This is a genomic window from Kitasatospora sp. NPDC002965 (genome assembly GCF_040611255.1).
GTDB lineage: Bacteria > Actinomycetota > Actinomycetes > Streptomycetales > Streptomycetaceae > Kitasatospora.
Map to the genome: position 1 here is coordinate 12856 of NZ_JBEXNT010000109.1, position 20509 is coordinate 33364.

A 20509-nucleotide genomic window follows, 5' to 3' on the forward strand; every position below is an offset into this window, starting at 1 on the left:
GCGCCCTTTCTTGCCGTGGTCAGCTGGAGGCCTTCTTCATCCGGTCGAAGACCGCATCGAAGACCCGGCTGTCGTCCTCGTCCGCGAAGGCGGCGAGCAGGTGCCCGAGGACCACCTGCCGGTCGATGCGCCCGCGGTCGAGCCGGTCGGCAAGGGCCACGGCCCGGCGGTCGACGTCCCGCTTGAGTTCGGCCGGCAGAGCCGCGGACGGTTTCGGCTGCGGCGGCTCAGCCGACCCGATCGCCTCGTTCAGCGTGTGGACGATGACTTCCGGGGTGTCCGCGTCGCTGAGGGCCAGGTCGCCGGACAGCATCCGCACGGTTTCGCGGATCCGTTCGGCGGTGACTTTGTCGGCCCCGACGGCGGTGACCACCAGCTGGTAGACCCCGACGGCGACTTTGAGGCCGTGCCGGTTCTTGAGCGGCACGAGCTCGCGGACCTGGCCCTCGGGCGCCTTGTAGCCGCTGGCGTTGAGGACTTCGCCGAGCTCCCACCCGGCGCGCAGCTTGCTGGCCCTCGACTGTTTGATGCCGTGCTCAACGCTCGCCCACTCCTCGATCGTGGCGTAGCAGCGGGACGGCTCCAGCTTGTGCGGGAGGCGGCGGAAGAGCCGGCCGACCGCCATGGTGTCCAGCGACTTGCCCGCCACCCAGTAGGCCGTGGACAGCAGCTCGACACCTGCGACGCAGGCGGCCAGGCGCTCCTCCTCCTGCGGGGTCAGGTCGCCGTCGCCGGAGGGCTCGACCGGGTCGGGGACCTTGTCGAGACCGGGCCGGGCGGCGTCGACCGCCTTCTTGATGCGCTCGGCCATCTCCTGGTCGGCTGCGGAGCGGCGTTCCTCGGCGGCGCGCCGGGAGGTGTTCTCCAGGGTCTTGACGGCGGCCTCGGTGGCCTCGTCGTCGTCCCAGCCGTCAATCTCGTAGTCGCCGCTCATGCCGCCGCCTTCTTCACCAGGCCGGCGTTGACGGCGATCTCGCGGAAGAAGTTGGCGGTGTCGGTCCGGGGCCGGTGCTGGACCACGGGGAGGCCGACGGCGCGGCTCTCCTTGAGGTCGGTCGACCGGATCGGTACCTCGCCGATGCAGCGGATCCGCGGGTGCTGCTGGAGCTGCCGGTAGATCCTCGCGTCGATGTCACCCATCGGCTTGACGATGCGCCCGATGACCAGGCCCAGGATGGTGAGGTCGTCGGCGGGACGCTTCGCCTTCCGCATGACGGTGATGTGCTGCGCCGTCTGCATTCGCACTGCCTTCATCGCCCACTCGTCGACGTCCACCAGGATGATCGCGGCGTCCGCGGCGGCCGTCTGCCCATCGGTGTCGGTGTCGATCCCCGGCCGGAGATCGAGGAGGATGGCGTCGTAGAGGTGGCGGACGTGGGCGAGCAGGTCGCTGTAGAGCGAGATGCTGATGCCGCTCTCTCGCATCCGGGCCGCCAGGTAGATCATGTCCATCGACGCGGGCAGGATGTCGATGCCCGGCACCTTGGTCTCGGCGATGATGGTCCGAGGGTCGCCCATCTCCAGGAGGATGCTGGCCTGAGTGGGGCCCTTGTCCGCGTCGAGCATCGCCGTCTTGCACGCCATGGTGGCGTTGCCCTGCGGGTCGCAGTCGACGATGAGGACGCGCTTGCCGTGCTCGGCCAGGGCGCCGGCCAGGTTGATGGTGGTGGTCGTCTTGCCGACGCCGCCCTTCTGGTTGCACATGGCGATGATGTACGCCTCGCCCGGGCGCGGGCCGGGCAAGGACGGGACGCCGGTGAGGGGCGCCGTTGCGATTTCGGTCATGCAGGGACGATAGCCACTGACGCCGCCGCCGCAGGGCGCCGCCTCCCGACACCCCCTGGAGAGTGGCTCCCCGGTGTCGACACCCCACTCGACCAAGATCGTTTTTGCACAATTGGGCAAGAATGATCTTGGAAACGCGTAAGGGCCCGACCCCGGCTCAGATGCCGGGGTCGGGCCCTTACATGGGGGTCAGGCCGGGACGGCCACGCGGTCCAGGCCGATCGCGCGGCCGACGATGGCGAGGGTGTCACTCCAGTCGCCGGCGTGGTGGACCGCGCGGTCGTCCACGTACGCGGCCGCGCCGAGCTTGGTGTTGGTGACCAGGATCGTGCCGCCCGAGGACGTCCAGTAGGCCCGCTCCGGCGACGGGTCGACGAACGCTTCGAGGCCCGAGTACCAGGTGACCCAGTCGGCCACTTCCGGCAACCACCGGGTCGGCCTGGCGGTGTAGACGAACACCGCCCGATGCCGCGCCAGGGTGCGCAGCGCCTCGATGGCGCCGGGCTGGGGCAGGCCGATTCGGCCTCCCAGCCAGGGGCCGGGCTGGGTGAGGGTGCCATCCAGGTCCAGGCCGACGGCCTGGCTGGCGGGGCTGTCCGGGGTGGGAGCGATGACGTGGTGCACGTGGTCCTCCTCGGGGCCGGGGTCTACAGGAAGGTGAGCTGGTTCTCGTCCGGCGCGGCGACGTCGCTGTCGGCGGCGGCCTGGGCGCGGGCTTCGTCGTGGGCGTCGTCGTCGCGGTCACAGACCAGCCGCCCGTCGGGCAACTGCCCCCACTCGCGGCTGCCAGCCGCGTCGTCGGCGGCGGCCTCGGGGGTGTCGTGGTGGGGGATGAACTCGTCCTCGGGGGTGTCGCCGCAGATGCCGCACGTGGCGGTCCAGCACAGCGACGGGACGGCGACACCGGCGCCCGAACGGGCCGCGCCCTCGCGCCGCCAGGCGTAGCCGTGGTGGAGGACCAGGGCGTAGGTGACGGGCTGGAGCGGGGAGCCGTCGTCGATGTCGGCCGCGAGGGCGTTGTGTTCGGCGGCGGCCATCAGGGCGGTGGCGAGGTCGGGCATCGTCAGCAGGGTGTTCGGTCCGGTGAGCCACAGCTCCCAGTCGGTCGTGGGGGTGCCGGGGCGCAGCCGCTGGTCGGGGTCGGTGGCGAACAGGCCGCGGCGGGGGATCGGGGCGACGGCGGTCATGGGGTGGCTCCTTCGACGGGTCGGTCCGGCCCGCGCGGTGCGGGCCGGACCGGGTGGGTGGCGGGTTGGTCGGGCGCGGTGGGCGGCGGGTCGATGCGGGTGTGGAAGAGGTGGGCCGGCTGCCGGATCTGCCGGCCGGGGTGGTGCTAGAGGGTCCCGTCGGCCCAGGCGTCGGCCTCCTGGTCGCGGTCGTCGTCGTCCTGGTCCTCGTCGGCTTCCGGGTCGTCGTCGTCCGTGCGGGAGGCCCGGGAGGTGGCGGCGTCCCGGTCGGGGGCCGGGGCCCACGGGTCGTCCTCGTCGCTGCCGTCGAGCGGGCGGCCGTCGGCGTGGCGCTGGAGGAGATCGGCGAGCTGGGTGACGGTGGTGACGACGACGCGGTACTCACCGTCGGCGACCAGCTCGTAGTAACGCGGGCGACCGGCGTACTCGGCGAGTCCGCTGTCCGTGCCGGACGGCTGGTAAAGCAGGTACGCACCGGGGGCGAGCTCGCACGTCGCCGTGCCGTCCGGCTGTCCCTGCCAGTTCTGCGGCCTGGTAAGGCAGCCGGAGCCGTGGTCGAGGTGGATCGCGCCGCCGGCCGCCCTCGCCGCCAAGTTGGCGGTGGAGTCCTGGGCGAGCTGCGCCAGCGACGGCACCGCGGCGGTCGGCGCGGGGTGGCGCGCGACGCCGAGGCGGGCCCGGAGCGGGGCCAGGAGGTGGTGGGTGTGCTGGTCGGCGAGCACCGCGGTGAGCGCGGCCGCGGCGAGCGCCAGGGTGGTGCGGGTCTCGGCGGGACGGGCGGCCAGGACGCGGTAAGTGGTGAGGCCGGCTGCGGCTCCGGCGGCGACGCTGGCGGCCGGGTCGGCGAGGTCGAGAAGGGCGCGCAGCGCGCGGGTCCGCAGGTCGGTGGTCTGCTCGGTCATTCCGGGGGTCCTTCCGGTGGGTGGTGCGGTGGCTGGTGGCGGGTCAGGTCCAGGGCCCGAAGGGTGGCTCCGCACCGCTTGCGGGTGCGGGCCCGGGCGGCCGCGCCGCTCACCACGGCGCCCCGCCGCCGGGCCTGGCGGGCCGGCGGGCGGGGCGCGGTGGTGAGCGGAGTGATCGTCCGGTCAGGCGGTGCGGTGGTGGCGGATCTCGTCGAAGCCCTCGCCGGGCAGGCTGTGCCGGGCGGCGCGGGCCATCGCGTGCTGCCAGCGCACGACCGCCTCCGGTACGCGCTGGTGGTCCGGGCGCGCGCTGTTGCGGGCGAGACAGGTCCGAAGCGGAGCGTCCACCCAGGCCGCGACCACACGGCGGCCGTGCTGGCGCGCCAACTCCACCAGTTGCAGGCGGTGCTGCGCCTCGACCGAGGTGTTGTCCACGACCACCGTCTTGGCACGGCGCAGGCGCATCGCGAGGATCTGGTGCTGGAGCAGGACGGCGTCGGGTGTGCTGTCCTGGTCGCCGGGCTCGGATGCGAGGGCGCGGAGCCGGTCCAGGCTGACGATCTGGTGCGCGGGCAAGGAGCGCAGCAAGGTCGACTTGCCCGAGCCGCTGGCCCCGATCATCACGACCAGGTCGCCGGGCTCGACCGGGCCGAGCAGGTCTTCGCGGGTGGTGGTGGTGGTGGTCACGGCGGGTTCCTCCTGGGTGGTCGGTGTCGGCCGGGCGGCCGGCTCCGCGCACCACGGCGCCCGCCGTCCCGGCCTGGCGGGCCGGGGAGACGGGCGCGGTGGTGGGCGGCGTCAGCGCCCGGACGTCAGGAGGCTCCACAGGAGGAGCGCGGTGATGCCGACGACGAGCAGCAGGGCCTTGGGGGAGATGCTGCGGGAGGTCTCCAGGCGCCGTATCTCGGCGTGGATGGCGTCGCACTCGGCCTGGATCCCGGTGTGGGAGGGGGTGCCGGGGGTGAGGCCGGCCAGGATCGCGGAGCGGTGCTGGAGCCTCTGGTAGAGCGCGGCGATCTGCTCGTCGCGGGATATCGCCCAGGACAACGTGGGACTCCTTCGAATCGGCGGTGTGTGGTGGTCCGCCGGGGCCGGTGCGGTGGGGTGGGGTGCCGGCCCCGGCGGTGCGGGTATCAGGTGAGGCTGCGGGCGTCGGTCAGGCCCTCGATCCGGGACGCCTGGGCGTGGATGCGCTGGGCCAGGACGGTGAGCCGTTCGGTGTCGGTGGTGTTGACGCCGCGGGCGAGGCCGGCGGCGAGGCGGTCGGCGTCGGCGCGCAGCTGGGCGACGTCGGCGGCCAGGGCCTGGGCGCGCTGGGCGATGACGGCGGTCAGCCGGACGGGGTGGGGGAGGGCGGGTTCGGTCACGGGCGGGCTGCTCCTGGTCGTCGTGGTCGGCTCAGTGGCGGTGGTCGAACGGTCCGGGCGGGTTGGGGAGCACGGCGAGCCGGGCCGGGGCCGGGGCCGGGGCGGGCGTGGGCTCGGGGGTCTGGATGGTGATCTGCGGAGCCACCTCGGTGTGGGTGGTCACCGTCGGGCGCAGGCTGAAGCTGATGCCGCGCAGGGCGAACAGGCTCGCGGCGGTGAGGGCGGCGGCGGTCAGGCCGGTGGCGACCGGGCGGCCGGCGGGGTCCGCGGCGCTCCACACCATGGCGAGCGACGCGACCGACCAGGCCGTCCAGCCGGCGCGCGCGACGGCGCCCCGGGTGAGGAACGCCAGCAGGCCGGCGACCAGGCCGACCGTCTTCCACGCGCCGTAGGCGGTGGCCTCGGTGAGCGGGGCGGGCGTGTGGGCGGCGAGGTAGGTGTGGACGGGGCCGGTGATGGCGGCGGCCAGGCCGTCGCCTTCACCGGGGATGTGCTCGGGCAGGTGGACGGCGCCGATGACGGCGGCCGCGGCCTGGAGGAGGATGCCGCTCGCGGTGCCGAGGACCAGGGCGGCGGCGGCGAGGGCCACGGTGTAGGCGAGGGCGCGCACCCAGCGTTCGGCGGTGTCCCAGTCGTCGAGGGCGGCGGTCAGCTCGCGGCGGCGCCGGTCGAGCCGGCCGCCGGGGGCGGTGAGTCGCCGGGCGCTGCGGGCGGCGGCTTCGCGCAGCGTGCCGGAGGCGGGGCCGGTCGCCCGGGTGGGGTCCTGGTGCGGGGTCATGGCGGGTCCTTGTTCTCGGAGAGGGGCAAGCGGCGGGCGCCCGGCCGCGCGGTGGGTCGGGGCGGGGGTCAGAAGAAGGTGAGCTGCTCGCGGCCGGCGCCGGGGCGGGCGGGTGCGGGGTCGGGCAGGCCGGGGGAGTCGGCGGGGGCGGGGCCCTTCTCTCCGGCGATGTGCCAGTCGGCGAGGGCCTGGGCGTCGCCGGCGGTGCGGCACCAGGCGTCGTCGCTCCACTCCCGGCGGGTGATGATCCGCCCGCAGCAGTTCACCCACCACCAGCCCGGCCGGGTCTCGCCGGCGGACTGCCGGATCAGCGGCTTCTCGTGGTGGCAGGCGCAGCGGCACAGCAGGCGGCAGGGCGGTCCGGCGCGCCATACCCAGGCGAGGTCGTTGACGCCGGAGCGCAGGTCCGCGGACGGATGGGCGTGGGGTTCGGGGTGGCGGGCGTGGCGGTTCGGGCCGGCCTGGATGACGGTCTCGCGGATCGGCCTGCCGTCGTGGCGGCATTCGCCGTGGCGGCCGGCCTGGCACTCGCTCGACGGCGGTCCCTGGCAGGGGCAGTCCATGAGCGGGCCGGGGATGTGGTTGAAGTTCTTCAGCCAGGACGGCGGCCAGACGTTCTCGCGGACCCAGGCGGCGGCGAGCGGCGGCATGGCGTCGGGTTGGCGGGCGCCGGTGTCGTGGTCGTCGCGGGCGCGCTCGGCGGCGAGGCGGGTGCGGCCGGTGTCGGTGAGGCGCGGGCCGTCGGGGTGGTCGGTGAGCAGGCCGCCCCAGATGAGTTCGACGACGTTGTTGGGGATGCCGTGGATGCGGTAGCGGTCGCGGTCGTAGGAGAGGTGCCCGCGCTCCGCGAGGTCGAGCCAGCGGGCGTTGACGGGTCGGTCGTCGGGCCAGGGGTCGAACACGGGGTGGTGTCTCCTTCGGGTGCGGGGCGCCGGGCCGGCCGCGCCGACGCGGCCGGCCCGGAAAGGGGGCGGGGTGGGAATCAGCCGGAGAGACGGACCGGCATGACCAGGTGCTGGTAGGTGGCGTCGATGCCGTCGCCGAGGCGGCCGGCCAGGTGCGCGGGCTTGTGCGGGTGGCGGACGTACAGCTCGGCTTCGGAGGTGCCGAGCGCCTTGAAGGCGTCGGTGAGGAAGGTCGGGTTGAAGGCGAGGACGATGCCGTCGGCGGCGCCGTCGGTGTCGGTGCCGGTGGTGTGGGCGGGGATGCGGTCGCTGGCCTGCGCGTCGTCGCCGGAGCCGGCCTCGATGCGCAGCTGCTCGCCGCCGCGCTCGACGACCAGGCGCACGGGGGTGTTGCGGGTGGCGACCAGGGCGACGCGCTGGATGGCGGCGACGGCCTCGGCGACCGGGACGGTGATGGTCATCGGCCACTCGCCTTCGAAGAAGCCGCCCAGGCTCGGGAACTCGCCGTCGAGCAGGCGGGTCGTGTAGGTGCGCCCGCCGGGGATGGACAGGCCCAGCAGGCCCTGCGACCAGTGGAGGGTGAGGGTGTGCTCGCCCTCCAGGGCCTTCGCGGCCTCGGCGAGGCTCTTGGCGGGCACCAGCGCCGCGGTCTGGTCGTCGCCGTCCTTCTTCTTGCCGCGCTTCGCCGGGGGCACGGTGCCGGTCGGGCGGACGGTCAGTTCCTTGTGGGCCATGCGGTAGCGGTCGGTGGCGTCCAGGTGGAGCCGGTCGCCCTCCAGGCGCACCTTGATGCCGGTCAGCGCCGGCAGGGCGGCGTCGGTGCTCGCGGCGACGGCGACCTGGGCGACGGCGTCGGCGAGGACGTCGGCCTGCACGGTGGCGACCGCGTCCGGCAGGGCGACGGTGGCGGGGTATTCGTCGACGGGCAGGGTCGGCAGGGTGAAGCGCGCGCTGCCGCAGCCCACGACCAGACGGGCACCGTCGTCGACGAGCTCCAGGTCGACGTCGGCCGCCTTGGGCAGGCGGGAGCAGATGTCGTTCAGGAGCCGGCCCGGGACCAGCACGGTGCCGTCGTCGGCGATCTCGGCGGAGACGGTGGCGGTCGTGTAGACGTCGCCGTCGCAGGCGGACAGGCGCAGGCCGCCGTCGCCGGTGGCCAGGAGCATGCCGAGCATGACCGGGACCGGCGTGCGGCCCGGGAGGGCCTTGGCGGTGTAGGAGACGGCGTCGGCGAGGGCGGAGACGGGCAGGCGAAGCTTCACGTTGGTGCCTTTCAGGGTGTGGTGGTGCCGGGCGGGATCGGTCGCGTATCGCGCGGGAGGGGCGGGGTCAGGCCTCGGCGTCCTCGACGTCGTCGGGGCCGAAGGGCTCGCAGTTGGGGTAGGCGGTGTCGACGAGCAGGCAGTCGCCGTAGTCGTCGGCGTGGTCCAGGACGAGTTCGTCGGTGCCGGCCCAGCCGGGCACGAGGGCCATCACCGGGGCGTGGCCGGGCAGGCCGGCCAGCACCCGGGCGAGGTCGCCGACCGTCAGCACTCCGATCAGGGCCGTGCGGCGAGGAGCGGCGCACTGCTCGGTCGGCGCTTCGCCGTCGGCGGTGGGCAGGGGCAGGTGGAGGTCGAGGGCCAGGGCGTTCGGGTCGGGCTCGGGCGCGCTGGTGTGCAGGACCAAGGCGCCGTCCCAGGCGGTGGAGCGCACCGGCCAGGCGGCACGGCGGTTCCAGGCCGGGACGCCGGAGACGACCAGCAGGTGGTCGGGCAGGCCGGCGATGCGGGCGGCGAGGTCGCCGACGGTGAGGCGGGCGGCGCTGTAGGGGGTGCCGGTGATCCTCCAGGGCGCCTGGCGGTCGACCGGCGGGCGGTTCGCGGCGGCGGCCTTCAGGGCCTGGCTGATGGCGGTAACCGCGGCGGCGCCCATCTCCTCGGGGCCGGCCGGGTCGGCGGTGACGGTGGCGGTGATGCTCACGACGTCCTCCAGGTGGAGCGCGGTGTCGGCCGGGCGGCCGGGCCCGCCCCCGGACGCACCGCGCCCGCCCGGCCGGAATGCGGCGGGGCGGGCGCGGTGCGGGCCGGGGACGAGACCGGTCGGCCGGTCAGAACATCGGGAGGGCCTGTGCGGCGGGCTCCGGGACGGAAGGAGCGGCGGGGGCGGCGGGTTCGACGTCCCATTCGATGCGGGAGTCGGCCCAGTTCATCTCCAGCATGTCCTCCAGCGTCAGCCAGCTGACCAGGGTCCGGCCGGCGAGCTCCGTGGTCATGCGGCCGTCGGGGTGGAGCGTGCAGTCCTGCGGGTCGCACCCGTCGGTGTGCACGCGGAAGCGGCGCGGTGCGGGCGCACCGGTCGGGTCGGTCGGGTCGGTCATGGTTCGTCAGCCCTTTCGGCTTCGGCTTCAGCCGTTGTTGGTGATGGAGCCGCGCCACCCGGCGGACTGGCGGCCGATGCTGGTCTGGTGGGTGCGGTGGACCAGGGCCAGGACGGTGCCGGTCGCGGACGCGCCGTCACCGCTCGCGGACGCGGATGCGCCCGCGCCGGTGCCGGCGGCGGCGGAGCGGAGCTTGCCGAGCAGGCCGGCCACGCCGAGCACGACGGCGGCGACTAGGACGGCGGCCCACTTGAGGAGGTCGCCGAGGGCGTCGGCGTGCGGGGCGACCTCGGCGACGGCCGCGCCGAGCATCCACACCGCGCCGCCCGCCGCCAGGGAGGCGATCGAGCCGTAGAGGACGTACTGGCGCACCGCGAGCGACAGGCCCGCATCGGCCACCGGCTGCGCCGGGGTGGTGGCCTGGGCCCGCCTGGCCGCCGCGTTGTCGGCGGCCAGGCGGGCGGTCATCTCCTTCAGCTGGGCGATCGGGTCGTAGACGGGGACGGCGGCGGCCTGGCCGTCGACGAGCGCGGGCACGCTGGTGGCGTCCCCGTGGTCGAGGCTCATCGGGACGGCGACGATCTCGCCGTCCACGGTCGACGGCAGGTAGCCGGGCTCCAGGAGGATGACCTGCGGGTCGGCGGGCCTGCCGGTGTCGGGGTTGGGCACGGTGGTCTCCTTCGAGGGCACGGGGAAAGGGCGGTCGGGGGGCGCCGCGGCGCCTTCTGGGACCGCCGGACCGGCCCGGTGGCGGGCGGGTCCGGCGGCCCCCGGAGGGGCCGGGAGTCGGGGCGTTCGGGGTGCCGGTCAGTCCTCGTCGGTCTGGCGGCGGTCGGGGAGGGTCTCGGTGCTCCCGTGCTGGTCGAAGTGCTGGCGCAGGCCGTCGGGCCAGGTGTCCAGGTGGGTGGTGGAGGCGGTGAGGACGGTGTCGACGGCGGCCCTGCGGCCGGTGACGACCAGGCGCCTGAGGAGGTGGCCGAGCGGGGCGCTGCTGCCCAGCTGCTCGTGGATGTGGTCGACCTGGTCGACGACCAGGCGGATGCGCGGCTCGTCCGGGGTGGGGGTGTGCTCGTGGCCGCGGGCGAGGCGCTTGTCCGCCTCGGCGAGCAGCTCGGTCAGCAGCTGCTCGGCGCCGTCGGGGGTGACGTGCCGGTCGGCGCCGGCCAGCTCGGGGGTGGGGGTGATGGCCCAGACGGCGGTGGTCGGGTCTGCGGCGTGGACGTCGATGAGCAGTTGGAGGCCGCGGGTCTTGCCGGACCCGGTGCTGCCGATGATGAGGCGGTTGGTCATGCGGTGTCCTTTCGGGGACGGCTGTGCCCGCCGACCGGGTCGGGCGGCGGGCACGGGGCGGGTGGTGGTGGTCGGTCGTTGACGCGGGTGGGGTGGCGGTCAGACGCGGATGCTGCCGATGAGCTGGACCAGGCCGGTGAGGAACCGGGTGATGGTCGGGCCCAGGCCGGTGGAGGCGAGGGTGAAGCCGAACAGCACGAGGGTGAGGCCGGGCAGGGCGCGGACGGCGCCGCTGCGGTAGAGGAGGACGGTGAGGATGCCGAAGACGACGGCGAGGGAGGCGGAGAGGACCACGGGTACTCCTGGCGGGTGGCTGGTGGGGTGAGGCGGGCAGGGCGCGGCGGTGGTCCGGGCCCCGTCCGGACCACCGCGCTGTCGTTGGGTCAGGCGCCGGTGAGGTGCTTGATGGCGTCCAGGGCCTGGCGGGGGGAGGTGACGGTGTCGTGGCGCGGGGCGCCCTTGCCGCCGCTGCGGGGCTTGCCCGGGCGGGGTGAGCCGCCGCCCTGGTTCTCGTCGTCGGTCTCGGGGCCGAACTCGCCGGGCCGGGGGGGCTCGTTCTGCCAGTCGAACCACAGGCCGCGTGCGTCGAGTTCGGCGATCTCGTGGTCGGTGAGCCGGGTGATCGTCTCGGGGAAGAGGTGGTCGACGGGCTCGGCGAAGTTGATGTAGAGGGTGCGCAGGACTTCGGGCTTGCGGCTCTCGACGATCCAGCCGACGCCGCCGGTGTTGGAGTCGTTGGGGGGCTCCGGCTCGCCGCGCATGATCCGGTCGATGCGCCCCTCCTCCGCCTTGGAGAAGCTGCGGGGCAGCGGGTCGGGGATGTCCTCACTCGCGATGCCGAGCTCGCGGAACACCGTGGTGATCTTCTTCGGCGCCACCTTCAGCACGACCGGGATGCAGTTCTCGCACAGGTTCTCGCGCAGCAGCTGCGTGAAGCCGTCCTGCACGAAAAAGCTCTGACCGGCGATCTTCTCGCCGATGGCGTACTTGCGGCCCTTGACGGAGATCTCCTCCGCACCGTCCATGATCGCCGGGCCGTAGGTGCCCTCCCGGGCGGCGGTCAGGAACTCGTCCCAGTACACGGACAGCGGCGCGTACGGGCAGCCGGGCAGCCGGGGGTCCCAGTCGTGCAGCCGGCCGTCGGCCCACGGCATCGCGGAGCGGATCTCCATGAGCGCGAGCGCCGCCCGCATGGCCCGGACCATGTACAGCTCGCCGGTGCCCTGGCGGTCGACGAACCGGCCGAGGGTGGTGGTCTTCTCGTCCGGGGCCTGCGAGGCGAGCCACACGACGGCGCCGTAGTTCGCGTCGGCGCAGACGAACAGCGCCATCAGCTGGGTCTTGCCGCCGCCTGACGGGGCGACCAGGAGGCCGTGGGCCGCGCCCCGGTCGGTGTGGACGCGGTTGCGGGCCGGCTGGCCGCTGGGCAGGTAGCCCACGACCCAGCGTCCCTCGGCGTCGGGGGTGAGCAGGTCCCGGGTGGCCGGGTACACCGTGGCGAGCGGTGAGGAGTCCCACACCGACACCAGGATGTCCGAGCCGGCCGTGGTGACGAACACCCGGCCGTCCTCGGAGGAGACCTCCATCGCCTTGCACAGGGCGACCTGGTCGATCCGCGGCTCGGGCACCCCGTCGGGCAGGTGCGCCGTCCAGTAGGTCACGCCCCGCTGATCGTTGCGGACCTTGCGGACGAACACCGACCCGGGGATGCCCTTGGTCCCGATCGTGTCGGCCCACCGCTCGTGGTCACTCGGCGCGGTGCGCCGGCGCTGGGCCTCGTCGGGGGTCAGGCGCACCTCCAGCCAGCCCGGCCCGCCCTGACGCCCCGCCTGCTGGGTGACGGGGAGCAGGGTGATGACCTCCTTGGCGTCGGTGATGCCGAACGCGGCGGCGATGTCGGCCTCACGCAGGCCGGAGATCGGACGGCCCGGCTCGCAGGCGCGCAGCAGCATCGTCAGGTCGTGCGGCATGCCCGGGTGGCGCGAGGCCTTGACGACGCGGGTGCGTCCCGGGCTGCCGGCGCGCTCCCACAGGGCCCGCACGCCGCGGGTGAAGGCGTCCGCGTCATCGGCGGGCGCCGGCGCCTGGGGGGCGGCGGCGAGCCGCGGGACGGGGGCGGGGGCGGTGATGGCGCGGCGCACCCGGCGCCGGGCGCCGCGCGACAGCGGCAGCACCGTCCAGCCGGCCGCCAGCCATCCGGCGGCCATCAGCGCGTCCCAGCCCCAGCCCGGGGTGGACTTGGCGGCGAGGTCGAGGGCGGCGGCCAGGGTGAGCGGGGACAGGCGCACCAGCCGGCGCCCTGCACCGTCCCCCTTGCCGAGGGCGTGCAGGGAGGCGGCGCCGCCGGCCACGCCGGCGAGCACGATGACGGTGCTGACCGGCCCCTGGGGGTCGAGGTTGGGGGCCGCGGCGAGGACCGGCGCGGCCAGCGTGTACGCGATGCGCTCCAGAGCGACGCTGCGGGGAAGGGACACGGGCTTTTCTCCTGGGGGGGAAGGCGAAGGGCGGCCCCGCCGGGTCGGCGGGACCGCCCTTCGAAACGGGGGGCCGGGGTGAGAAACAGGGGCTCGGACGAAGCCGGCCCCGAGGGACCGCCCGAGGGACCGCCCGAGGGCGGACCGGGGGCGGGCCGGGGCCGGTCCCGGGGCGGGCCGGGGCCGGGGGCGTTCAGTGGGCGAAAAAAGCTGGCTTGGGGGTGCGCTCGCGCCGCCCGGAGCGGACCTCGTCCAACCCCCCGTACAACGCCGAGTGCGCGGCGCGCGTCTCGTGGGCCAGCGCCGCGACCCCCTGGGCGGTCTCCTGCAACGCGCGGATCTCGACGATGGCGCCGCCCAGGGCGAGCGACACCATGTTCGTCATCTCGACGAACTTCTCGTCGAGCTCGGCGTACGCGATCTGCTCGGCCAGCTGGAGGGTCCGGTCCCCGTTCGCGCGCATCCGGCGCTGCAACGCCTCCAGCTCCGTCGCGGCGCCGTCCATCGCCGTGCCCAACGTCTTGAGCTTGTGCTGGACCGCCTTGAAACGGTTGTCACCGTCCGTCGGCGCCACCGCCCGCTCCGGCCGCCCGTCGAGTTCACTCATCAGCGTTCCTCCCTGCCTTCTGCTAGTCGTGGTGGGCGGCGGAGGAGGCCTCGGTGAGACCCGCCTCGTCCATCGCGTCGATGTCCGCCCGGTAGACGCGGGCCACCGCGACGGCCGCCACCGTCGCGGCCTCCCCCGCCAGCTCGCACTCCTCCGCGCACCGCTGCGCCTGGATCTTCATCTCGGCCGCGGCGTCCGCCAGATCCACGATCTGGTCGGTGACCCGCGTGGCGATGTTGTGGTCGGCGACCAGATCGGCCGCCATCTCCCGCAGCGCGTCCGCGACCAGGCCCAAGGCCGTCGCCAGCTCCTGCGCCTGGTCCTTGTCGATACCGGCGGCGAGCGCGATGTTCGCGATGTCCACCAGGTACTCGTCGAACGTGATGTCGGTGCGGTGCTGCGCGGGCATCGTGCGCTGCTCCGGCACGTGCGCGGGCTGCGCGGTGGTCACGGTGTCCTCCTGGGGATCGGGTCTGGTGGTGCCGGGCCGCCGGGTGTGGGGCTCGGGGGCGCGGGGCAGAGCCTGCGGCTCGACGATCACCGCGTCCGCGATGTCCGCGTCCGCCGCGCCGCCGGGCGGCGCCGTCCCCGGCCCGGGACGGTCGGTACGGAACGAGGACACGAACACCGGCCCGGCCGGCCCCTCCTTCGCGAGCCGGGCCTCTTCGGCCGCCTTCGCCTTCTCCGCCTCCCGTGCTTCCTTCGCGAGCCGCGCCGCCTCCGCGGCCCGGGCCTTCTCGGCTTCCTTCGCGAGTCGCGCCTCCTCAGCCGCCCGGGCCTTCTCCGCCGCCCGGGCTTCCTTCTCCAGCCGGGCCTCTTCCGCCGCCCGGGCCTTCTCCGTCTCCTTCTCCTCGGCGACCTTCGCCTTCTCCGCCTTCTCGGCTTCCTTCGCGAGCCGGGCCTCTTCGGCCGCCTTCGCCTTCTCCGCCTCCCGGGCCTCCTTCTCCAGCTGGGCCTCCTCGGCGGCCCGGGCCTTCTCTGCCTCCTTCTCCTCGGCGGCCTTCGCCTTCTCCTCCTCCCGGGCTTCCTTCGCGAGCCGGGCCTCCTCGGCAGCCTTCGCCTTCTCCGCCTCCTTCTCCTCGGCCGCCTTCGCCTTCTCCGCCTCCTTCTCCTCGGCGGCCTTCGCCTTCTCCGTGTCCTTCGCGGCCTTCGCCGTGTCCTTGGCCAGGTCGGCCTTCGGGTCATCGGCGCCGACGGCCTTCTCGCGCTCCTTCCTCCGCTCGGCCTTCTCGGCGTCCTTCGCGGCCTTGCGGCGCTTGTCCCAGCGGTGCCGGGCCTGCTGCGCGACCGCCGCACCGAGGGTGGTGCGCTCCGGATCGGCCGCCGCGGCCTCCTTCTTCGCCTTGCGCTCGGCTGCGCGCTCGGCCTTCTTCGCGCGGCGGTCCTGCCATTGGGCCTGCCGTCGCTCGCGGGCCTGGTCACGGTCCTTGGAACGGTCGGTGAGGCCGGCGGCCTGGGTGGTGGCGCGCCGCTGCTGCTGCGCGGCCTGGCGGGCGGCGGCCCGCTCACCGCGGCCCCCGGACCGCTCCGCGGCCGGGCCGGAGCCGCCCGCTTTCGGCTTCCCGGCGCCCGAAGAGTCCGGGCCGCCCAGGCCGTTCTGACGGCCCTTGGGACCGGCGCCGGTCTCCTTGCCCGGGCCCGGCTTCTCCCGGCCGCCAGCAGGGGCCCCAGAGCCCTTCCCGGCCCCGGTGTCCCGGCCCTTGAGGCCGGGGGTGGAGCCGGTGTCCCGGCCCTTGAGCCCGGGGGTGGAGCCGGTGTCCTTGCCCTTGAGCCCGGGGGACTGGTTCGTCCCGCCGGTGCCGCCGGAGCGGCCGGCCGGGCCGGGTCCGGAGGGCGAGGGCCGGCTGCGCCCGCCGTCGGCACCGGGGCCTGACGACTTGCCCGCGGCCTTCGCGGCGGCGGCCTCGGACTTGCCGTGCGCCGCCGCCCGCTCCGTCTGGGCCTTCACCTGGGCCTCGCGCAACTTGCCCTGCTGCCCGAGCAGACCGATCTCTCGGTCCGTTTGCGCTTCGAGCCGCGCGATCTGCTGCGCGATCTCGGCCTCACGGAGCGGGGATTCCGTATCCATTCGCCGCTGCCCCATCGCGATGCGGTGGTCCAGCCAGTCACCGAGCCGGTCGGCGAGCGAACGCTGGACGACGTAGTCGCCGCCCCCGAATTCGCCGCCTTCGTATTCGGCATTCCCGATTTCACCGGAATCGGAATGGACGGCGGTGGCCGCATTCCTGTGGGCCGCCAATACGGCCGCCGGTTCCATCGGCGCCGGAATGACCGGAACGGCCGGGAGTTCCATTGTCCTTTCCTCCGGCCTTTCCGGCGGGGCCGGTGAATGCGCCTCCTCCTCGGCCACGGCGTCGCGGTAGGACGCGATCGGCGGCGGCACGTACGAGGGATCACCCGCGCCGGGGAACGTCAGCACCCTCCCGCCGGCGCCGTCGTCATCGTCGTCGGACACGTCATCTCCATTCGTTGCAGGGGGTTGACAGACAGTGGCCTCTTGTGTGCACGCGTGTGCACGGGCACGTGTGCACGCGATACGCGCGCGAGGCCCCGCCGGCGCCCGGCGGGGCCTCGTCGGTCACGGATCGTCACGCGCCCGGGGTGCGGTCCACGACGTCCTGCGCGTACCGCAGGAGGTCGCCCCACAGCCGCTCGTCGCCCGCCGCCCGCTTGCGCATCGCCTCCCGGAAGAGGCGGAGCACCAGCGCGAAGCCGGCCCACGTGTCCGTGCGGCCGAACTTCACTTCCTTGCTGATCTGCGAGCGGGTGACGCGGAGCCAGAATTCCATCGCGCCCTGCTCGCCGCGGGATTCGCGGGCTTTCGCTTCCTCGTCGATATACCAGTCGCGCCGGGATTCCGCTCGGCGTTCGGCACTGGTGAGGGGCCGCGTCACGCCGACCGCCTGTCACCCAGGTCGTAAATCGACGCGGGAGCAGCATATCCCGAATCCGGGCCGCCGGGAACCCCCTTTCCGATTTCCGGGGCGGGCGCGGCGGTCGGGCGGTTCTTCTTCTGCGCCTTGGCCTGGGCCTTTTCCTTTCGCTTTCCGGGGAGGGAATTCACGTCGTCGGCGTGGGCGCGGCGCTTGAACGTGGTCTTCTCCAGGCCCTGGGTGAGGGCCTGGACGTGGCTGAGGACGTCCTTGAGGGCCCGCTCCACCGGCAGGGCGCGCAGCCGGGCGTGGTAGAAACGGTCGCCCTCCACGTGGGTGGCGCGCAGGTGGACGCGGGTCTCGTCGCGCAGGGTCTCCAGGTTGGTGGCGATGCCGAGCAGGACCAGCTGGATGCTGGCGAGGTAGGCGGCGAACGCCTCCGGGCTCTGCGCGATGCCGCGCAGCGGCGCGGTGACGTCCTCGGTGTCGTGGGGGTTCATGCGGTCCTCCAGGGACGGTCTCGGACCGGCCGGGGTGGCCGGGGTGGCCGGGTCGGTACGTGTCGGCCGGACGGCCGTGACCGCCCCCGCACCCACCCCGGTTCGGGGTGGTCGGGGACGGCTACGAACAGCCGGACGCGGACGGGCGGGGGTCAGCGGCGGCGCAGCCGGGGGTGGCACCACCAGCAGTCGGGGCCGTGGTCGTGCTCGGTGCGGGCGTGGACCACCAGGAGAGGGGTCGCGACCACGCAGGCGATGGCCAGCAGGACCAGGACCAGGCCGATCAGGTAGGCGGTGACGCTCAACAGAGGGCTCCTTCGTGGGGCGGGTTCCGGCCGGGGCGGCCGGGTCGGTACGTGTCGGCCGGACGGCCGTGGCCGCCTCCGCACCCGCCCCGGTTCGGGGTGGTCGGGGACGGCTACGGGCAGCCGGACGCGGATGGTGCTGTGACGTGCCGTTCGCCCCGCCAGGGGCGGGTCAGGTGGTTGGATGGAGGCCCGGACGGGGGCGGTTTGGTCGCCCCCGTCCGGGCCTGTGTCCGCTCACTCCTGGGCGCCGGCCCCGGCGGTGCCCGGCTCGTGCGTCGCGGTGGCCGGTGTGTCGAGCAGGCCCTCGGCGAGGATCGTTCGGGCGCGCTTGTGGCGGTCCTGCGCCGTGGTGTGCGTGAGCTTCAGCGCCGTCTCGACGTAACTGATCGTGACGGCCTTCTCGCCGTGGTCGCGCATGAGCTGCGCGACGGTGTACGCCTCGCGCTCCTGCGGTGTACGGCGGGCCCGGCCCTGGGCTACGGCCGCCGCTTCCAGAGCCTCGTCCAGGAGGCGCTTGTGCTCGGCCGCCTCGGCGCCGGCGCGAGCCGCGGCGGCCTCGTTCTCCTGCGTGATCCGCTTGGCCTCGCTCTGCTGTACGAGCGCCTTGGCCTGCTGTACGGCCGCCGCCGTCTCGGCTTCGGCCGCCTGCGCCAGCCGTACGGCCGTCTCCCTCTTGAGGTCGGCGGCGGCCTGGTCGGCCTCCGCCCGGCCCCGGTGGATCCGGGACAGCTCGGCGTCGCGCTCGGCCGCCTCACGGGCGATCGCGTCACGCGCCTCGGCCACCGTACGGGCGCTCTCCAGCTCCGCGAGGCGGGCCGCCTCCGCCGCCTCGCGTGTGAACGCGTCCTGCTCCGTCTGCCACCTGAGCTGGGCTTCGGCTTCCTTGCGGCGGATCTCGGCGGCCTCCGCCTCGGCGGCGGCGGCGACCTTCTCTGCCTGGGCGAGGGCCTCGGCTTCCAGGCGCCGGGTCTCGGCCGTAGCCCTGGCCTCCTCGATCCGTACGGCCGCCTCCGCCGCCCGTACGACCGCGTCGGCGGCCGTACGGGCCTGCGCCTGCGCCGTCGTGCGCTCGGCCTCCGCGAGCAGGCGCTGCGCCTCGGCCCGGGCCCTGGCGGCGTCGATGGCGGCCTGGCGCTGGACCGCCCGGAGGGCTTCCGTAGCCGCTTCCTCCTCCACCTGTAGGGCCAGCGCCCGCGCCCGTACACCCGCCTCGTGGACCCGTACGGCGTCGGCGGCGTCCTCGACCGCGGGCCGGTCCAGCGCCTCCTGCACGGTGATGCCCCACCGGGCGAGGCCGACCGGCAGCAGCTCGTCCGCCGTCGCCGCCGTACGCCACTTCTTCCCGTGACGCTGCGTGAGGCGCTTGACGTACACCTTGCGCTGGCGGTGTAGCTCCAGCGCCTCGCGGTAGGTCAGGTCCCACAGGGACATCTGACGGGTGATGACGGCGGTGCCGTACGGCTGGAGGATCCAGCGGCGTACCGGCACCGTGTCGCGCGCGGTGCCCTTCAGCTTGGCGATGTGCGCGCCGTACAGGTGGGCGGCGTACTCGGTGAAGCCGACCCACACGATGACGACACCGGCATGGCTGACCTTGCCGCCGACGTTCGCGCCGGTGTTCCAGTTCAGCCAGATCGTGAGTGCGGTCAGGCCGACCGGCAACAGCCGCACCCACGCGGCCGGCCGCTCGAAGCGAATCAGCAGCAGGTGTCCGAGGCCGTAGGCGATGATGCTGACGTCGACCGCGACGGGCAGCATCCACGCGTGCTCCGCCCAGCCCCAATCCAGGCGCGCCTTGTCCGCGACCGCCCGGTAGGACGACGCCAGCCCGATGCCGGCCATCGCCACACCGAGCAGCAGCACCAGGGCCAGCATCACCTGCTCCCAGCCCGCCAGCTCGATGCGCACCACCGGTGTCCCGGCGGCGCCGGCCTCCTCCCGCGCCGCTGCGGCGTGGGGCCGCGGGTCCTGGGCGGTGCCGCGGTCCCGGACCGGCTTCCGCAGCGGCCCCGGAACGGAACCGGCGCCGTGCGGCGCAGCCGGGCCGGTGACCGGCGGGCTCTCGTGCGTCGTGCTCATGTGGATCCGTCCTCTCGGGGAAGCGTCCGGGGTCAGGCCGGCCGGTCGACGCGCGGGGCGCGGTAGTTGATGCGGTCACCGCCGAGCAGCCCCAGCAGAGCGGCCAGGCTCGCCACCGGGTTCAGGTCCCGGAGGCCGCTGTGGCTGTCGAGCAGGCAGATCCGCTCGGACTCGGCGAAGTGGCCGGCACGGACGGTGCGGAGCCGGGTGCGGCCGGGGTGGTAGTGCAGCCACCGGCCGTCGCCGAGGTAGTGGACGGCACTGCCGTCCGGGTAGCCGGTCCACCGCTCCGGGAGCGCCAGCCCGAGCGTGTTCTGCGCGTCGAAGTCGCGCTCGGAGAAGTCGGCGGCCCGGCAGACGGCCTCGTCGCGGACCCCGGTGTCGACGTGGCGCAGGACGGCGGCCAGGTCGCCGTCGACGGGCGGCTGCGGCGGCTCCCAGCCGGCGGCCTGCGCGGCGAGGATGGTGGCGGCGGCCTCCAGCTCGCCCTCGACGTCGAGCAGACGACGCCGGGTGGCGGTCCAGGTGGTGGTGCGGATCAGACGGAACACGTGGTCCTCCTCGTGGTTGTGGCGGGGTGCGTCGGGCACCGTCGAACGCCGCCGCGCCCCGGACCCCGGTGGTGCGGGGGCGGGGCGCGGCGGCGAGCGACAGCGTCCGGCGTCAGATCCGGTTGGGCTGGACGTCGAAGAACATGACGTTCGAGCCGGCGAGCTGCGGGGCGGCGCGGATCATCTCCGCCATCACCCACTGGTAGAGGTCGTAGCGGGTCGCGCCGGCGCCCGGCGTGCACGTGCCCGAGAGGGAGCGGACGGCGTAGCCGCCGCCGTCCATCGGCTTCTGGAGCGTCATCACGTAGTGGTGGGTGCCGTGGTGGGTGCCCTGCGACGGCGCGGCGCCGACGGGCACCTGGGCGGAGGCGGTGTTCTGGTCCATCGGGTTCTCCTCCTCGAAAAGGGGCGGGAGTGGTCAGCGGGGTGCGCGGGCGGCCCGGCTCCCCGAGGGCCAGCTCGGCGGCGATCTCCTCGGACAGCGCCCGTTCGACGCGCAGTGCCTCGGCCACCCCGTCCAGACCGGCCGCCAGGCCCGTTCCAC

General features: G+C 74.5%; 26 protein-coding genes. 1 reads left to right on the plus strand and 25 read right to left on the minus strand.

The window, feature by feature from the left end:
- Positions 1-19: 19 nt before the first annotated feature.
- The 19 genes from ABZY91_RS31440 to ABZY91_RS31530 all read right to left on the minus strand — a co-directional run bounded on the left by ABZY91_RS31440 (position 20) and on the right by ABZY91_RS31530 (position 15602).
- Complete coding sequence (locus ABZY91_RS31440) at positions 20-934, minus strand: hypothetical protein (protein ID WP_355406293.1); 915 nt, start codon at positions 932-934, stop codon at positions 20-22.
- Complete coding sequence (locus ABZY91_RS31445; protein ID WP_355406295.1) at positions 931-1785, minus strand: ParA family protein; 855 nt, start codon at positions 1783-1785, stop codon at positions 931-933. The genes ABZY91_RS31440 and ABZY91_RS31445 overlap by 4 nt, the downstream gene beginning before the upstream one ends.
- Before the next feature lie 189 nt (positions 1786-1974).
- Positions 1975-2409, minus strand: a complete 435-nt coding sequence (locus tag ABZY91_RS31450) for a hypothetical protein (RefSeq protein WP_355406297.1) — start codon at positions 2407-2409, stop codon at positions 1975-1977.
- 23 nt (positions 2410-2432) lie between these two features.
- Positions 2433-2972 carry a hypothetical protein gene (locus ABZY91_RS31455; RefSeq protein ID WP_355406299.1) on the minus strand — a complete coding sequence of 180 codons (540 nt, stop codon included), beginning with the start codon at positions 2970-2972 and terminating at the stop codon, positions 2433-2435.
- Positions 2973-3118: 146 nt separating this feature from the next.
- Positions 3119-3874, minus strand: coding sequence for a hypothetical protein (locus tag ABZY91_RS31460; RefSeq protein ID WP_355406301.1), 756 nt, complete (start codon positions 3872-3874; stop codon positions 3119-3121).
- Between the two features lie 183 nt (positions 3875-4057).
- Complete coding sequence (locus ABZY91_RS31465) at positions 4058-4561, minus strand: AAA family ATPase (protein ID WP_355406303.1); 504 nt, start codon at positions 4559-4561, stop codon at positions 4058-4060.
- A gap of 111 nt (positions 4562-4672) precedes the next feature.
- Positions 4673-4921 (minus strand): hypothetical protein, encoded by a 249-nt coding sequence (locus ABZY91_RS31470; protein ID WP_355406305.1) that lies wholly within the window; start codon positions 4919-4921, stop codon positions 4673-4675.
- Positions 4922-5007: 86 nt separating this feature from the next.
- Positions 5008-5241, minus strand: coding sequence for a hypothetical protein (locus tag ABZY91_RS31475; RefSeq protein WP_355406307.1), 234 nt, complete (start codon positions 5239-5241; stop codon positions 5008-5010).
- 31 nt (positions 5242-5272) lie between these two features.
- A complete protein-coding gene (locus ABZY91_RS31480) occupies positions 5273-6019 on the minus strand; it encodes a hypothetical protein (RefSeq protein ID WP_355406309.1) in 747 nt (248 codons plus the stop codon).
- Positions 6020-6087: 68 nt separating this feature from the next.
- A complete protein-coding gene (locus ABZY91_RS31485; protein ID WP_355406311.1) occupies positions 6088-6921 on the minus strand; it encodes a hypothetical protein in 834 nt (277 codons plus the stop codon).
- Positions 6922-7001: 80 nt separating this feature from the next.
- The gene (gene dnaN / locus ABZY91_RS31490) at positions 7002-8186 is read right to left on the minus strand and encodes a DNA polymerase III subunit beta (protein ID WP_355406313.1); all 1185 of its coding nucleotides are present in this window, start codon (positions 8184-8186) and stop codon (positions 7002-7004) included.
- Between the two features lie 67 nt (positions 8187-8253).
- Positions 8254-8886: a hypothetical protein gene (locus tag ABZY91_RS31495; RefSeq protein ID WP_355406315.1), complete on the minus strand. Its 633-nt coding sequence runs from the start codon at positions 8884-8886 to the stop codon at positions 8254-8256.
- A gap of 127 nt (positions 8887-9013) precedes the next feature.
- Positions 9014-9283, minus strand: coding sequence for a hypothetical protein (locus ABZY91_RS31500; RefSeq protein WP_355406317.1), 270 nt, complete (start codon positions 9281-9283; stop codon positions 9014-9016).
- A 27-nt stretch (positions 9284-9310) separates the two neighbouring features.
- A complete protein-coding gene (locus ABZY91_RS31505) occupies positions 9311-9952 on the minus strand; it encodes a hypothetical protein (protein WP_355406319.1) in 642 nt (213 codons plus the stop codon).
- A gap of 138 nt (positions 9953-10090) precedes the next feature.
- A complete protein-coding gene (locus tag ABZY91_RS31510; RefSeq protein WP_355406321.1) occupies positions 10091-10573 on the minus strand; it encodes a hypothetical protein in 483 nt (160 codons plus the stop codon).
- 99 nt (positions 10574-10672) lie between these two features.
- Positions 10673-10867, minus strand: a complete 195-nt coding sequence (locus ABZY91_RS31515) for a hypothetical protein (RefSeq protein ID WP_355406323.1) — start codon at positions 10865-10867, stop codon at positions 10673-10675.
- A gap of 89 nt (positions 10868-10956) precedes the next feature.
- Positions 10957-13047: a chromosome segregation protein ParM gene (locus tag ABZY91_RS31520; protein WP_355406325.1), complete on the minus strand. Its 2091-nt coding sequence runs from the start codon at positions 13045-13047 to the stop codon at positions 10957-10959.
- 193 nt (positions 13048-13240) lie between these two features.
- Complete coding sequence (locus ABZY91_RS31525) at positions 13241-13654, minus strand: conjugal transfer protein TraB (protein ID WP_355406327.1); 414 nt, start codon at positions 13652-13654, stop codon at positions 13241-13243.
- A 22-nt stretch (positions 13655-13676) separates the two neighbouring features.
- Entirely contained in the window at positions 13677-15602 is a 1926-nt protein-coding gene (locus tag ABZY91_RS31530) for a hypothetical protein (protein WP_355406329.1), read from the minus strand.
- Between ABZY91_RS31530 and ABZY91_RS31535 the strand changes: the two genes are divergently transcribed.
- On the plus strand, positions 15570-15983 hold the full coding sequence (locus ABZY91_RS31535; RefSeq protein WP_355406331.1) for a hypothetical protein: 414 nt from the start codon (positions 15570-15572) through the stop codon (positions 15981-15983). The genes ABZY91_RS31530 and ABZY91_RS31535 overlap by 33 nt on opposite strands.
- 259 nt (positions 15984-16242) lie before the next feature.
- On the opposite strand, the gene ABZY91_RS31540 is transcribed toward ABZY91_RS31535, so the two are convergent.
- From ABZY91_RS31540 to ABZY91_RS31565, 6 genes are all read right to left on the minus strand, one after another.
- Positions 16243-16443, minus strand: coding sequence for a hypothetical protein (locus tag ABZY91_RS31540; RefSeq protein WP_355406333.1), 201 nt, complete (start codon positions 16441-16443; stop codon positions 16243-16245).
- Between the two features lie 101 nt (positions 16444-16544).
- Entirely contained in the window at positions 16545-17027 is a 483-nt protein-coding gene (locus tag ABZY91_RS31545) for a hypothetical protein (protein WP_355406335.1), read from the minus strand.
- Positions 17028-17179: 152 nt separating this feature from the next.
- Positions 17180-17332 carry a hypothetical protein gene (locus ABZY91_RS31550; RefSeq protein ID WP_355406337.1) on the minus strand — a complete coding sequence of 51 codons (153 nt, stop codon included), beginning with the start codon at positions 17330-17332 and terminating at the stop codon, positions 17180-17182.
- Positions 17333-17569: 237 nt separating this feature from the next.
- Positions 17570-19414: a DUF2637 domain-containing protein gene (locus ABZY91_RS31555; RefSeq protein WP_355406339.1), complete on the minus strand. Its 1845-nt coding sequence runs from the start codon at positions 19412-19414 to the stop codon at positions 17570-17572.
- 32 nt (positions 19415-19446) lie between these two features.
- Positions 19447-19965 (minus strand): hypothetical protein, encoded by a 519-nt coding sequence (locus ABZY91_RS31560; protein WP_355406341.1) that lies wholly within the window; start codon positions 19963-19965, stop codon positions 19447-19449.
- A 112-nt stretch (positions 19966-20077) separates the two neighbouring features.
- Positions 20078-20350 carry a hypothetical protein gene (locus ABZY91_RS31565; protein ID WP_355406343.1) on the minus strand — a complete coding sequence of 91 codons (273 nt, stop codon included), beginning with the start codon at positions 20348-20350 and terminating at the stop codon, positions 20078-20080.
- Between the last annotated feature and the right edge of the window lie 159 nt (positions 20351-20509).